The 13,267-nt window shown below is 71.9% G+C and carries 11 protein-coding genes; 3 read left to right on the top strand and 8 right to left on the bottom strand.

The window, feature by feature from the left end:
* Positions 1-9: 9 nt before the first annotated feature.
* Positions 10-2,052, bottom strand: a complete 2,043-nt coding sequence (locus QWM81_RS09045; RefSeq protein ID WP_290111227.1) for a type IV secretory system conjugative DNA transfer family protein — start codon at positions 2,050-2,052, stop codon at positions 10-12.
* Positions 2,053-2,340: 288 nt separating this feature from the next.
* On the opposite strand from QWM81_RS09045, the gene gabT reads away from it, so the two are divergent.
* Together gabT and QWM81_RS09055 are read left to right on the top strand one after the other, a co-directional pair.
* Entirely contained in the window at positions 2,341-3,675 is a 1,335-nt protein-coding gene (gene gabT / locus QWM81_RS09050; RefSeq protein WP_290111228.1) for a 4-aminobutyrate--2-oxoglutarate transaminase, read from the top strand.
* A 103-nt stretch (positions 3,676-3,778) separates the two neighbouring features.
* The gene (locus tag QWM81_RS09055; protein ID WP_290111229.1) at positions 3,779-4,540 is read left to right on the top strand and encodes a phosphatase PAP2 family protein; all 762 of its coding nucleotides are present in this window, start codon (positions 3,779-3,781) and stop codon (positions 4,538-4,540) included.
* Between the two features lie 85 nt (positions 4,541-4,625).
* Here QWM81_RS09055 and QWM81_RS09060 read toward each other — a convergent pair whose 3' ends face one another.
* The 7 genes from QWM81_RS09060 to QWM81_RS09090 all read right to left on the bottom strand — a co-directional run bounded on the left by QWM81_RS09060 (position 4,626) and on the right by QWM81_RS09090 (position 12,484).
* On the bottom strand, positions 4,626-5,081 hold the full coding sequence (locus QWM81_RS09060; RefSeq protein WP_290111230.1) for a hypothetical protein: 456 nt from the start codon (positions 5,079-5,081) through the stop codon (positions 4,626-4,628).
* A gap of 185 nt (positions 5,082-5,266) precedes the next feature.
* On the bottom strand, positions 5,267-6,685 hold the full coding sequence (locus QWM81_RS09065; RefSeq protein ID WP_290111231.1) for an NAD(P)/FAD-dependent oxidoreductase: 1,419 nt from the start codon (positions 6,683-6,685) through the stop codon (positions 5,267-5,269).
* A 22-nt stretch (positions 6,686-6,707) separates the two neighbouring features.
* A complete protein-coding gene (locus QWM81_RS09070) occupies positions 6,708-7,505 on the bottom strand; it encodes an ABC transporter permease (RefSeq protein ID WP_290111232.1) in 798 nt (265 codons plus the stop codon).
* Positions 7,505-8,431, bottom strand: a complete 927-nt coding sequence (locus tag QWM81_RS09075) for an ABC transporter permease (RefSeq protein WP_290111233.1) — start codon at positions 8,429-8,431, stop codon at positions 7,505-7,507. The genes QWM81_RS09070 and QWM81_RS09075 overlap by 1 nt, the downstream gene beginning before the upstream one ends.
* Positions 8,428-9,585, bottom strand: a complete 1,158-nt coding sequence (locus QWM81_RS09080) for an ABC transporter ATP-binding protein (RefSeq protein WP_290111234.1) — start codon at positions 9,583-9,585, stop codon at positions 8,428-8,430. Before QWM81_RS09080 ends, QWM81_RS09075 begins: the two co-directional genes overlap by 4 nt.
* Positions 9,586-9,625: 40 nt before the next feature.
* On the bottom strand, positions 9,626-10,873 hold the full coding sequence (locus QWM81_RS09085; protein WP_290111235.1) for a polyamine ABC transporter substrate-binding protein: 1,248 nt from the start codon (positions 10,871-10,873) through the stop codon (positions 9,626-9,628).
* A gap of 105 nt (positions 10,874-10,978) precedes the next feature.
* A complete protein-coding gene (locus QWM81_RS09090; protein WP_290111236.1) occupies positions 10,979-12,484 on the bottom strand; it encodes a gamma-aminobutyraldehyde dehydrogenase in 1,506 nt (501 codons plus the stop codon).
* Between the two features lie 175 nt (positions 12,485-12,659).
* Here QWM81_RS09090 and ybiA point away from each other — a divergent pair, with 175 nt between their 5' ends.
* Positions 12,660-13,211: a riboflavin biosynthesis intermediates N-glycosidase gene (gene ybiA / locus QWM81_RS09095; RefSeq protein WP_290111237.1), complete on the top strand. Its 552-nt coding sequence runs from the start codon at positions 12,660-12,662 to the stop codon at positions 13,209-13,211.
* Positions 13,212-13,267 lie beyond the last annotated feature (56 nt).

The following is a 13,267-nucleotide window of genomic DNA, read 5'->3' on the forward strand; positions in this document are numbered from 1 at the left end:
GGCCGTCGCTCAGGTCTTCAGGTCGACCAGAAGCGGAGGGGCGTGTTCCCCCCGTACGTCGGTCAGGGACAGTACGGCATGCCCGGCGGGCACCGCGTGCGCCAGATCCGACGCGGACCAGCGCTGCCGTTCGACCTCCCGTACCGTCACGGCCTCGGCCGTGGCCGCGCGGCCGGTCACCAGGCGGCGCAGGAAGTGCAGCGCCTTGGTGAGCGGCTCGTCGGAGATGATCTGCCGGTTGGTGACGTCCCGGGTCTGCACCCACTCGGTGCCCCACGTCTCCGCGAACCGCCCGCCGTCCCAGGACCCGATCCCCGCGAACGCCATCCGGCACCCGACCGCGCCCAGCAGCGGCCCGCGCAGCGCCTCCGGCACGTCCTCCAGGGTGCGCAGCGCCAGCACGACCCCCGCGTGCGCGGAGCGCAGCCGCTGAATGGCGCGTACGGAGTCGGCGGTGACCGTGTACGTCGCGTCGTCCAGCACCAGGCAGGCGAACAGCGAGCGGTCCGCGCGGGTCAGGGCCGCCTCGGTGAACTGGGCGAGCAGCAGCCGCGCCACGATCCGGGACGCCTCGGCGTGACCCCGCTCGGGCAGGTCGACGCGCACGCGCAGCGGGTGCTCGATGGCCCGCGGCGAGAACCGCCGCCCCACCCCGTCCGTGCGGAAGAACCGGGCGAACGCGGGGCGGTCGAGGAACGCGATCCGCTCCGCGAGCAGCATCCCGACGTCATCGCCGCGCTCGGCCTGCCGCTGCCGTGCGTCGAGCTCACGCAGCTGCGCCGGGTCACCGGCGACGGCTTCGCGCAGCTCGGCCAGCGCCTTGGGCGCCCCGCCGAGCAGCTCGCGCAGCTCCGGTACGGCGGGGAAGTGGCCGTGGGCGGCGCGGTAGGGGCCGATGAGCTGGGCCAGCGCGGTCGCGGCGCGGCGGCTGTCCGGGACCAGGTCGCCGACCAGGGCCTCGGCGAGCATCCGGGCGGCCTCGTCCGGGTCGTCGGCGCCGCCGTACAGGTCGAGGTCGTGCGTCGAGTCGGGCCGGCCGACCCGTACGACGACGTCGAACGCCTCGTCGGGCGCCAGCGCCGTGCCCTGCGCGCTCACCGCGACGACGGCCGCGCGGTTGGCGAGCGCCTGGAGGCACAGCGACTCGGTGACCGGCCGGGTGAGCCGCACGGTCTTGCCCGACCCGGCCGGTCCCACGGCCAGCAGGGAGGTTCCGAGCACGTCCGGCCCCAGCGCGACGCCGGTCGTCCGCCGGGAGTAGGGGTTACGGGGGTGGTCGGCGGCCGTGCCGATCCGCACCTGGGCGGTGGCCAGGTCGTGCGCGGCGGTGCGCACCGGCAGGTCGCGGACGCCCGAGGGGTGGGCGCACGCGGCGGGCCCCTGGGCGCGCACGGCGTCGGTGAACGCGGCGAGCCGCTCCGGGTGCGTCCGTACGCCCTGCCAGGCCCGCCGGATGCGGGCGTAGTCCACATCGCGCAGCGCCCCGGAGCGGGTGGCCTCGGCGAGCCGTGCGGCGGCCTCGGTGAGCCCGGCCTCCCGCAGCTCGGGCCAGTCGACGGGGTCGGCGCCGGGGGGTGGCGGCGGGGGCGGGGCGTCCTTCTTCTTGGCGTACCGGCGCCAGATCTCGGGGACGTGGCCGATCCGCGCGAAGAACACCAGCAGGCCGCCGCCGACGACGGCGTAGTACACGTAGCTGGCCGTGGCCCACGTACCCGGCTGCGTACGCCACTCGTCCGGGGTGAGCACCAGGAGGGGCCAGAGCCAGTAGTGGCCCAGGTACCCGTTCCAGAGCAGTGACCACAGGAGCCAGCCGCTGAGCAGGGTGATGACCGCCCCGGCGAACAGCCGCCGCGCGGGCACCGTCTCCGGCTCCTCCGCCGGACGCGGCCGGTGCCCGAACCGCCACACCCCGGGCTCGGCCGCCGGGCGCGGCGTGCGCAGCCACTGCGCGGTACCGCCGGTGGCGGGCGCGGGGGCGTGCCGGGGCGGGGGCGGCACGGGCGGCTTCTCGACGTGGCTGCGCCGTGCCTCGTACGTACCGTCGGTGTCCATGAACCCCTGCCCCCTGACCAGCCAGGTCCGCGCGTCCGTGCCCCGTCAATGTAGTGTCCGCGCCCGCGTGTTGCGGGAACGTCCTGCCCGCGGGCGCCATGCGGTCCCCCACCCACCGGCAGCAGACGACCGGCACCCGGCCCACGCGAACGCACCGTCCTATGTCCGTCCCGGACAAGGACACACCCCCCACCACTCCCTAACGGAGCATGCCCGCACCCCTTCACCCCGCCTAGCCTGCGGAAGAAAGGCAAGCAGCGTCCGAAAGACCCCACCCAGGAGCCCCGCATGACCGAAATCCCGCAGGAGCGCCGCGTCGTCACCGCCATTCCCGGCCCGAAGTCGCAGGAGCTTCAGGCCCGCCGTACCGCCGCGGTCGCCGGTGGTGTGGGCTCCGTGCTGCCGGTCTTCACGACCCGCGCCGGTGGCGGCATCATCGAGGACGTCGACGGCAACCGCCTCATCGACTTCGGTTCCGGCATCGCCGTGACCTCGGTCGGCGCGTCCGCCGAGGCGGTCGTACGCCGGGCGAGCGCCCAGCTCCAGGACTTCACGCACACGTGTTTCATGGTCACGCCGTACGAGGGCTACGTCGAGGTCTGTGAGCAGCTCGCCGAGCTGACGCCGGGCGACCACGCCAAGAAGTCGGCGCTGTTCAACAGCGGTGCCGAGGCCGTCGAGAACGCGGTGAAGATCGCCCGCTCGTACACCAAGCGCCAGGCCGTCGTCGTCTTCGACCACGGCTACCACGGCCGTACGAACCTGACGATGGCGCTGACCGCCAAGAACATGCCGTACAAGCACGGCTTCGGGCCGTTCGCGCCCGAGGTCTACCGCGTCCCGGTCGCCTACGGCTACCGCTGGCCGACCGGCCCGGAGAACTGCGGGCCCGAGGCCGCCGCGCAGGCGATCGACCAGATCAGCAAGCAGGTCGGCGCCGACAACGTCGCCGCGATCATCATCGAGCCGGTGCTCGGTGAGGGCGGCTTCATCGAGCCGGCCAAGGGCTTCCTGCCCGCGATCAGCCAGTTCGCCAAGGACAACGGCATCGTCTTCGTCGCGGACGAGATCCAGTCGGGCTTCTGCCGTACCGGCCAGTGGTTCGCGTGCGAGGACGAGGGCATCGTCCCGGACCTGATCACCACGGCCAAGGGCATCGCGGGCGGTCTGCCGCTCGCCGCCGTCACCGGCCGCGCCGAGATCATGGACGCCGTGCACGGTGGCGGCCTGGGCGGCACGTACGGCGGTAACCCGGTGGCCTGCGCCGGTGCGCTCGGCGCCATCGAGACGATGCGCGAGCTGGACCTCAACGGCAAGGCCAAGCGCATCGAGGAGGTCATGAAGGGCCGTCTCTCCGCCATGCGGGAGAAGTTCGAGATCGTCGGTGACATCCGTGGCCGTGGCGCCATGATCGCGATCGAGCTGGTCAAGGACCCGGCGACCAAGGAGCCGAACCCGGAGGCCGCCGGCGCGCTGGCCAAGGCCTGCCACGCCGAGGGGCTGCTGGTCCTGACCTGTGGCACCTATGGCAACGTCCTGCGCTTCCTGCCGCCGCTGGTCATCGGCGAGGACCTCCTCAACGAGGGCCTGGACATCATCGAAACCGCGTTCGCCCGCCTGTGACGCTGACGCGGCGCGACCGGTTGTGAAGAAGCGGTGGGGGGCCAATGGCGGGATGGAGATCCGGCTGTTGGCCCCCCGGCTTCTGTCGTACGGTCTTCCGCAGATGAGAGAAACACCCCGCCCGCAGGGGACTGCGGGCGACTCCAGGGCGGAGCTTCCCCAGCGTCGTCCTGGTCGTGCCCTCGCGCACACCACTGGAGCCTCCGGCTCTGGCACTCCTCACCGATCGGACGGTCGCCCGCCCCACACCCCCCGGGGCGCGCGGCACACCGGTCCGGACGGCCGCCCCGGAACAACCCCCCCTGTTCCGGGGCGGCCGGTTTTCCTCCTCCCCGCGGCCGCCACGGCTCTCTTCGCGGTCGTCACCTGGCAAGTGCTCGTCGCCGGGCCCCTCGCCCGGCTGGACGAGCGTGCGAGCCGCGCGCTGGCGGGCCGCGGGCCCACACCCCTCACGGAGTTCCTCGCCGACCTCGGCAACACGCAGGTCGCCGTCCCCGTCCTGGCCGTCGCGATGGCGTACGCGGTGTGGCGCGGCCGCCGCGCCCAGGCCCTGTACGCGGGGCTCGCCATGGCCCTCGTACCGGCGCTGGTCGTCCCGCTCAAGCTGCTGATCGACCGCCCGGGGCCGCTGACGCCCGAGACGGGCTACTACCCGTCGGGGCACACGGCCACGGCGATGGTGGCGTACTGCGGCGCGGCGCTGCTGGTCCACCGGCGCCTGGTGCCGCTCGCCGCCCTGCTGACGGTGGCCACGGGCACCGGCCTCGTGCTGCGCGGTTACCACTGGCCGCTGGATGTGCTGGGCAGCGGGTGCCTGTGCCTGCTGCTCGTGCTGCTGTTGGCGACCGGCCCCCGCACCCGCTGACGCCGCCTCGGTCTCCTCCCCGCGCGGCCGGTGACGGCCCTCGGTCCCCTCCCCCACCCCCCGGCCACTGACCGTCCCCGTCGCCTCACTCCCGGCGCTTCGCCAGGTGCGCCGCTGCCTCGTGCAGGGCCAGCTCCAGCAGCGGTGGGGCGGTCAGCGTGCCCGTGCCGTCCGGGAGGACGAGCCAGCGGGCCGCGCCGGTCACCCGGCCCGGGTAGGGGACGGCGATCCAGGTGCCGCGCCCGGCGGCCCGCATGCCGGTGCCTACCCAGCGCGCGGCGGTGCCCGCCGGGACGAAGAAGCCCATGCGCGCGTCACCGGCATCGGCGAGGACCGGGCCGGGACGGTCGACGAGGCGCGCCAGCACGTCGAGGGCCGGGTAGCCGAGCTCCGCCTGGACGATCAGCACGTCCCAGCGCCGGCCGGCGGGCAGGAGCGCCACGCCCAGGGGGCTGCGCTCCCACTCCCACCGGCAGGCGTCGGGATCCGGCGCCACCGCTGCCAGCCACTCCACCGCCGCCTTGGCCCCCGAACCAGTCATCGCCCGTCGCCTCCATGTCCGTGTCGGTGACTGCCCGGGCGGGCAGTGCGTTCACACGGGGAGAGCGGGGACGAGACGGATCGTTACGCGGGTTCGGCCGTGCCACGGTGGTGCGAAGGGTCGGCCAGGGGGCGCGCACCCGGCGCACCCAGTGAACAGCGCCGCACCGGAGGCACCGGCCGCCCTCAGCTGTCGAAACCCAGCCCCAGCCGGTCCAGCGTCCTCAGCCACAGATTGCGCCGGCCACCATGGGCGTCGGCGCGGGCCAGCGACCACGTGGTCAGCCCGATGCCCGCCCAGGCGATCGGCTCCGGCGGGAACGGCAGGGGCTTGGAGCGCACCATCGTCAGCTCCGTACGCTCGGTCCTCTCGCCCGACAGCAGGTCGAGCATCACCTCGGCGCCGAAGCGCGTGGCACCGACGCCGAGGCCGGTGAAGCCCGCCGCGTACGCGACCCTGCCCCGGTGGGCCGTACCGAAGAACGCCGAGAAGCGCGAGCAGGTGTCGATCGCGCCGCCCCACGCATGGCTGAACCGCAGGCCCTCCAGCTGCGGGAAGCAGCGGAAGAAGTGCTCGGCGAGCTTGAGGTAGGTCTCCGGGCGGTGGTCCAGCTCGGCCCGCATCCGGCCGCCGAAGGGATAGACCGCGTCGTAACCGCCCCACAGGACGCGGTTGTCGGCGCTGAGCCGGAAGTAGTGGAACTGGTTGGCGCTGTCGCCGAGGCCCTGGCGGTTCTTCCAGCCGATGGACTCCAGTTGCTCATCCGTCAGCGGCTCGGTCATCAGGGCGTAGTCGTACACCGGGACCGTGTAGGGGCGCACCCGCTTGACCAGCGACGGGAACACATTGGTGCCGAGCGCGACGTGCCGGGCGAAGACCCGCCCGTAGGGTGTGCGGACGGCCATGCCCGCGCCCGCGCGCGCCAGCTCCAGGCCCCGGGTGTTCTCGTAGATCCGTACGCCCCGCTCGACGCAGGCCCGCTTGAGGCCCCACGCCAGCTTGGCGGGGTTGAGCATGGCGACGCCGCGCCGGTCCCACAGCCCGCCGAGGAAGGTCGGCGAGTCGACCTGGGCGCGGACGGCGTCCCGGTCGAGGAGCTCCAGCCCGTCCGCGAGACCGAGCCGGTCGGCCGCCTCGTGCATCTCCTTCAGCTCCGCCATCTGGTGCGGCTGCGTGGCGACGTCGATCTCGCCGGTGCGCTCGAAGTCGCAGTCGATGCCGTACGTGGCGACGGCCGCCTCGATCGCGTCGAGGTTCTTTCCGCCCAGCTCTTCGAGCCTGGCCAGCTCGTCGGGCCAGCGGGCCAGTCCATTGCCGAAGCCGTGGGTGAGGGAGGCGGCGCAGAAGCCGCCGTTGCGGCCGGAGGCGGCCCAGCCCGCCTCCCGCCCCTCGATCAGGACGACGTCCCGCCCGGGGTCGCGCTCCTTGGCGAGGAGCGCGGTCCACAGGCCGCTGTAACCGCCGCCGACGACCAGCAGGTCGCAGTGCTCGGTTCCGGTGAGCGCGGGCAGCGCCCCGGGCTTGCCGGGGTCGTCCAGCCAGAAGGGGACGGGCTGGGCGTCCATGAGTGATGGTGCGACGGTACGCATGGCGGCTGCGGCCATGGTTTCCCACTCCTTCAGGAACTCAACGGACGGTGTCGCGCTTCCGGCGGCCGGCCGCGACCTGCCCGGCGACGACCACCAGGACCGCGATGACGAACATCGCCGTGCCGATGACGTTGATCTGTACGGGGGTGCCGCGCTGCGCCGAGCCCCACACGAACATGGGGAAGGTGACGGTGGAGCCCGCGTTGAAGTTGGTGATGATGAAGTCGTCGAACGACAGGGCGAAGGCGAGCAGCGCGCCGGCCGCGATACCGGGCGCGGCGATCGGCAGGGTGACCCGCAGGAAGGTCTGCGCCGGTCCCGCGTACAGGTCGCGCGCGGCCTCCTCCAGGCGCGGGTCCATGGACATCACGCGCGCCTTGACGGCCACGACCACGAAACTCAGGCAGAACATGATGTGCGCGATGAGCACGGTCCAGAAGCCCAGCTCGGCGCCCATGTTGAGGAAGAGCGTGAGCAGGGAGGCGGCCATGACGACCTCCGGCATGGACATCGGCAGGAAGATCAGCGAGTTGACCGCGCCGCGCGCCCGGAAGCGGTAGCGGACCAGCGCGAAGGCGATCATCGTGCCGAGGACGGTGGCTCCGAGCGTCGCCCAGGCGGCGATCTGGAGCGACAGCGTGAGCGAGCCGCACAGGTCGGCGACGCCGCAGGGGTCGCGCCAGGCGTCGGTGGAGAACTCCCGCCAGGTGTAGTTGAAACGCCCCGCCGGCTTGTTGAACGAGAACACCATCACGATGACGTTCGGCAGGACCAGGTACGCGAGGGTCAGCAGCCCCGCGAGGACGACCAGATTGCGCCGTATCCAACGAACCATCAGACGAGGTCCTCCGTTCCGGCCCGGCGGATGTAGACGGTGACCATGATCAGCACGATCGCCATCAGGATGAAGGACAGCGCGGCCGCCGTCGGATAGTCCAGCACCCGCAGGAACTGCGACTGGATGACGTTGCCGACCATCTTGGTGTCGGTCGAGCCGAGCAGCTCGGCGTTGACGTAGTCACCGCTCGCCGGGATGAAGGTGAGCAGCGTGCCGGAGACGACGCCCGGCATGGACAGCGGGAAGGTCACCTTGCGGAAGGTGGTGGCGGGGGAGGCGTACAGGTCCTTGGCGGCCTCGTGCAGCCGGCCGTCGATCCGCTCCAGGGAGGTGTAGAGGGGCAGGATCATGAACGGCAGGAAGTTGTACGTGAGGCCGCACACGACGGCCAGGGGCGTGGCGAGCAGGCGGTCGCCCTGGGTCCAGCCGAGCGCGGTCGTGACGTCGAGCACGCGCAGCGCGTCGAGGGCGCCGACGACCGCGCCGCCGTCCGCGAGGATCGTCTTCCACGCCAGCGTACGGATGAGGAAGCTGGTGAAGAACGGCGCGATGACGAGGACGAGCAGCAGGTTGCGCCAGCGGCCCGCCTTGAAGGCGATGAGGTAGGCGAGCGGGTAGCCGAGGATCAGGCACAGCACGGTGGCGGTGCCGGCGTACAGCAGGGACCGGACGAACTGCGGCCAGTAGTCGGCCAGGGCCTCCCAGTAGGTCGAGAAGTGCCAGGTGACCTCGAATCCCCGCTCCAGGGAACCGGTCTGTACGGAGGTCGAGGCCTGGTAGACCATCGGCAGCGCGAAGAAGACGAGCAGCCAGAGGACGCCGGGCAGGAGCAGCCAGTACGGGACGAGCCGCTTGCGGGTCGCTGTCGTGCGGACGACGGGCTCTGCGGCGGTCTTTTCGGCGGCCGTCAGGGTCGCGGTCATGTGGCGTCCTCCACCGTCTCCACGCCCGCCTGGATGTCCTGGGCGGCGTCGAGCCCGAAGGTGTGCGCCGGGTTCCAGTGCAGGACGACCTCGGCGCCGGGGGCGAGGCGGGAGTCGCGCTCGATGTTCTGCTCGTACACCTGGAGGCCGGAGCCGGCGGGGCTGTCGATGACGTACTGCGTGGAGACGCCGAAGAAGGAGGTGTCGACGATCCGGCCGGTGACCTGGTTGCGTCCGGCGGCGATCGCGCCCGCGTCGTCGGCGTGGACGAGCGAGATCTTCTCCGGGCGGACGCCGACCAGCAGTTTGCCGCCGGTGGTGGTGGGGGCGCCGCACCGGTCGGCGGGCAGCCGCAGCGTGCCGCCGCCGGCCGTCACGACGATGTCGGACGCCGCCCCGCGCCCCTCGGCCACCGCTGCCTCGATGAGGTTCGACGTCCCGAGGAAGTTGGCGACGAAGGTGGTGCGCGGGTTCTCGTAGAGCTCGGCGGGTGCGCCCAGTTGCTCGACCCGGCCGCCGTTCATCACCGCGACCGTGTCGGCCATGGTCATGGCCTCCTCCTGGTCATGGGTGACGTGGATGAAGGTGATGCCGACCTCGGTCTGGATGCGCTTGAGCTCCAGCTGCATCTGGCGGCGCAGTTTGAGGTCGAGGGCGCCGAGCGGTTCGTCGAGCAGCAGCACCTGGGGGTGGTTGATGAGCGCGCGGGCGACGGCGACGCGCTGCTGCTGGCCGCCGGAGAGCTGGTGCGGCTTGCGCCTGGCGTAGTCGCCGAGCTGGACGAGGTCCAGCATCTCGCCGACCTGCTTCTCCACGGACCTGACGCCGCGCCGGCGCAGGCCGAAGGCGACGTTCTCGTGGATGTCGAGGTGCGGGAAGAGGGCGTAGGACTGGAAGACCGTGTTGACGGGCCGCTTGTACGGGGGGAGGTCGGTGACGTCCTTGTCGCCGAGGAAGACGGTGCCCGTGGTGGGTTCCTCGAGCCCGGCGATCATCCGCAGGGTGGTGGTCTTGCCGCAGCCGGAGGCGCCGAGGAGGGCGAAGAAGGAGCCCTGCGGGACGGTCAGGTCGAGGGGGTGGACGGCGGTGAAGGAGCCGTACGTCTTGCTGATCCCGGTGAGACGGACGTCGCCGCCGGTGTTCGTGTCAGTCATGGGTTGCGATCCCAGGTTCTCGGGGGGTGTGGACGGCGGCTCAGGCACCGATGAGCTTGGCGAACTTCTCCTCGTACGCGGTCTCTTCCTCGCTGCTGAGGGAGCGGAAGGCGCGCGACTTCGCGGCCATCGCCTTGTCCGGGAGGATCAGGGTGTTGGAGGCCAGCGCCGGGTCGATCCTGGCGAGTTCCTCGCGTACGCCCTCGACCGGGCAGACGTAGTTGATGTACGCGGCGAGCCGGGCGGCGACCGGGAGCTCGTAGTAGTAGTCGATGAGCTTTTCGGCGTTGGTCTTGTGCCGGGCCTTGGCGGGGACGAGGAGGTTGTCGCTGGAGGTGATGTAGCCGGCCGCCGGGATCGCGAACTGGATGTCGGGGTTGTCGGCCTGGAGCTGGATGACGTCACCGGCCCAGGCGAGGCAGGCGGCCAGGTCGCCCTTGTTGAGGTCGCCGGTGTAGTCGTTGCCGGTGAAGCGGCGGATCTGCTGGGTGGCGACACCCTTCTGGAGGCGGCCGACCGCCGCGTCGAAGTCGGCGTCGGTGAACGTCCCGGGGTCCTTGCCCATGTCCAGGAGGGTCATGCCGACCGAGTCGCGCATCTCCGACAGGAACGCGACCCGGCCCTTGAGCTTGGGGTCGTCGAGCAGCTGCGTGACGGAGTCGACCTTGCGGCCGCCGGTGGCCTTGGTGTTGTACGCGATGACCGTGGAGATGCCGGTCCAGGGGTACGAGTGGGCCCGGCCCGGGTCCCAGTCGGGGCGGCGGAACTGGGCGGAGAGGTTGGCGTAGGCGTGGGGGAGGTTGGCCGGGTCGAGCTTCTGGGCCCAGCCGAGCCGGATGATGCGGGCGGCGAGCCAGTCGGTGACGCAGATCAGGTCGCGTCCGGTGTCCTGGCCCGCGGCGAGCTGAGGCTTGATCTTGCCGAAGAACTCGACGTTGTCGTTGATGTCCTCGGTGTACTTGACCTGGATGCCGGTGCGCTTGGTGAACGCCTCCAGGGTGGGGCGGTGCTTCTCGTCGTCGCTGATGTCGATGTACTGCGTCCAGTTGGAGAAGTTGAGCTGCTTCTCCCTGGCCGAGTAGTCGGTGGAGGCGGGCCCCTCGCCCTCCCGCTTGGCGGGCGGGATGCCGCAGGCGCTCAAGGAGGCGAGCCCGCCGACCGTGAGCGCGCCGACGCCCGAGGCGCGCAGGAGGGAGCGGCGGGTGAGGGCTCCCCTGCCGTTCGTCAGGCTGCGCCGCATCGCGGCGAGCTGTGCCGCGGAGAGGCTGTCGGGCTCGTACTGCTCCATGCGCTGTGCCTTTCGGTGCGGGCGGGTGCGGGGCCGGCTGTTTTCGGCGGCGGCGGGTCGGGGCTGTCGGTCGCGGGTCAGCGGTCGCGGGTCAGCGGTCGCGGGTCAGCGGTCGCCGAAGACGGTGCGGTGCCAGTCCTTCCTGGCGACCGCCGTGTTGTCGTACATCACATGCTTGACCTGCGTGTACTCCTCGAAGGAGTACGTCGACATGTCCTTTCCGAAGCCGGACGCCTTGTAGCCGCCGTGTGGCATCTCGCTGATGATCGGGATGTGGTCGTTGACCCAGACGCAGCCCGCCTTGATCTCCCGGGTGGCGCGGCCGGCGCGGTAGACGTCACGGGTCCAGGCGGAGGCGGCGAGGCCGTAGGGCGTGTCGTTGGCCAGGGCCAGGCCCTCCTCGTCGCTGTCGAAGGGCAGTACGACGAGGACGGGGCCGAAGATCTCTGCTTGCACGATCTCGCTGTCCTGGGCGGCGCCCGTGATGAGGGTGGGCCGGTAGTAGGCGCCGTCGTTGTGGGGTGCGACGCCGCCGGTGACGACGGTGGCGTACGAACGGGCCCGGTCCACGAAGCCGGCGACGCGGTCACGCTGGGCGTGGCTGATGAGCGGGCCCAGGTCGGTGCTCTCGTCGAAGGGGTCGCCGAGGCGGACGGTCGCCATCAGGTCGGCGACGGCGGTGACGAACGCGTCGTACAGCGGCCGTTGGACGTACGCGCGCGTGGCGGCGGTGCAGTCCTGGCCGGTGTTGATCAGGGCACCGGCCACCGCGCCGTGGGCGGCGGCCTCCAGGTCGGCGTCGTCGAAGACGACGAAGGGGGCCTTGCCGCCCAGTTCGAGGTGGAGGCGCTTGACGGTCGCGGTGGCGATCTCGGCGACCCGCTTGCCGACGGCGGTGGAGCCGGTGAACGACGTCATGGCGACGGCCGGGTGCCCGACGAGGTGCTCCCCCGCCTCCTTCCCCGCCCCGGTGACGATGTTGACGACGCCGTCCGGGATGCCGGCTTCGGTGGCCGCCTGGGCGAACAACAGCGAGGTGAGCGGGGTGAGTTCGGCGGGCTTGAGAACGATGGTGTTGCCGGCGGCGATGGCCGGGAGGACCTTCCAGGCGGCCATCTGGAGGGGATAGTTCCAGGGCGCGATGGAACCGACGACGCCGATGGGTTCGCGGCGGATGTACGAGGTGTGGTCGCCGCTGTACTCGCCGGCCGACTGGCCCTGGAGGTGGCGCGCGGCCCCGGCGAAGAAGGCGGTGTTGTCGACCGTGCCGGGCACGTCGAACTCGCGCGTCAGCTTGATGGGCTTACCGCACTGGAGGGACTCCGCCTGCGCGAACTCCTCCGCGCGCTCCGCCAGTCGGGCGGCGAACCGGTGCATCGCCTCCGACCGCTCGGCGGGCGTCGCACCCGCCCAGCCGGGGAACGCGTCACGGGCGGCGGCGACGGCCGCGTCCACGTCGGCGCTGCCGGCGAGTGCGTACGTGAGGACGTCGTCGCCGGTCGCGGGGTCGACGACGGTATGGCCGCGCCCCGATGTACCGGGCCGCAGCCGCCCGCCGATGTACTGCGCCCCGGCCGCGAAGCGGTCCAGTCCCTGGAAGCGGTTGCCCATGACGCTCTCCGTTGTCCCAGCTCGAATTGAGTGCCGATCCTGACAGAGCCAGCCAGGAGCAACAAGTGATTCCGTTGTTGCCTTTTGGTTACGCGACGGAATCGGTCGACCATGTGTCGGGTGGGCGCCGGTATCTCCGTACGGAGTGTCAGTGGTGACCGCCAGACTGGCGTGCATGGGGAGCATTGACGAGTTGATCGAGCAGGTCAGCAGGGGCGAGCGCGTGAAGTTCCTGCACTTCTGGGGCCACACACCGAAGCGGGACGGCACGGTCGGTGCCAGCTGCCTGAGCCAGTGGTGGCCGTCGCCGTTCACGGTCGGCGGCGTGGAGTACGCGACGGCGGAGCACTGGATGATGGCGTCCAAGGCGCGGCTCTTCGGCGACGCGGACGCCGAGCGGCAGGCCGTCGAGGCGCCGAACCCGGCGCTCGCCAAGAAGGCGGGGCGGCTGGTGCGCAGCTTCGACGAGGCGATATGGGAGCGCGAGCGGTTCGGCATCGTGGTGGCGGGCAGCGAGCACAAGTTCGCCGCGCATCCGCAGCTGCGGGCGTTCCTGCTGTCGACGGGTGACCGGGTGCTGGTCGAGGCGAGCCCGGTGGACCGCGTCTGGGGCATCGGCCTGGCCGCCGACGACGCCCGCGCGCACGACCCGTCCCAGTGGCGGGGCCTGAACCTGCTGGGCTTCGCCCTGATGGAAGCCCGCACGCGCCTGCGGGTCACCGCCTGAGGGCCCCGCCCGCGCGCGGCGCCCCACCGGCTTCACCGGACAGGGCGCCGTGCAGC

This window comes from Streptomyces ficellus (genome assembly GCF_030406405.1).
Classification (GTDB): Bacteria; Actinomycetota; Actinomycetes; order Streptomycetales; family Streptomycetaceae; genus Streptomyces; species Streptomyces ficellus_B.